Source organism: Mesorhizobium sp. M2A.F.Ca.ET.037.01.1.1 (assembly GCF_003998075.1).
Classification (GTDB): Bacteria; Pseudomonadota; Alphaproteobacteria; order Rhizobiales; family Rhizobiaceae; genus Mesorhizobium.
In genome coordinates, this window is sequence record NZ_RZSA01001576.1 from 1 (window position 1) to 835 (window position 835).

Annotated in this window: 1 protein-coding gene; it reads right to left on the reverse strand. The window is 65.3% G+C overall.

What is annotated here, in order from left to right:
• Window positions 1-661, reverse strand: a 661-nt coding sequence (rlmJ, locus tag EOA27_RS38485; protein WP_145970907.1) for a 23S rRNA (adenine(2030)-N(6))-methyltransferase RlmJ, incomplete at its 3' end; no start/stop codon positions are given.
• Between the last annotated feature and the right edge of the window lie 174 nt (window positions 662-835).

Here is an 835-nt window from a genome sequence, read left to right on the forward strand (position 1 = left end):
GCTTCGGAATGCCGGTTTCCTTCAGAGCACCGCGGAAGGCCGTCACCGCCCTGCGATCCTTGATCGGATACCAGAGCGCGTAGATGCCACCCGGCCAGCGCCGGTGCGCCTTGCGCAGACCATCGACCAGACGGGAGAACTCGCCTTCCTCCTCGAAGGGCGGATCGATGAGCACCAAGCCGCGCTTTTCCTTCGGCGGCAGTTGCGCGCCCAGCGCCAGCCAGCCGTCGAGCTCGATCACCCTTGCCTGGAAATCGCCGGCGAAAACCAATTTCAGCCGCACGGCATCCTTGGGGTGCAGCTCGATCGCCGTCAGCCGGTCCTGGCTGCGCAGGAGATGGCGAACGATCAGCGGCGAGCCGGGATAATGCTTGAGGCCGCCGTCGGGATTTTGCGCGCGCACCGCTTCCAGATAGGGCTGAAGCAGCGCCGCCGCCTGCGGCTCGAGCGTCGCCTCGGTGAGCCGGCCGATGCCGCCCTGCCACTCGCCGGTCTTGCCGGCTTCGACCGAGGCAAGATCATAGCGGCCAATGCCGGCATGGGTGTCGATGACGCGAAAAGCCTTGTCCTTCTGCTTGAGATATTCGACGAGGCGCGCGAGCACGGCATGCTTGACGACATCGGCGAAATTGCCGGCGTGGTAGGCGTGGCGATAATTCATGCCGGCCTCCCTTCAGAGAGCATGATGTCGTCCGAAAACCGCTTCACACTTTTCGGCATCATGCTCGTGGCGAACCGTTGCGGCCCCAGCGCGGCGGTGGCGGCTGCGAATTGGGATTCTGCGGATGGCCTCCGCCGCGGCGGCCGAAGACGAGCGACAGCACCAGTCCGGCAA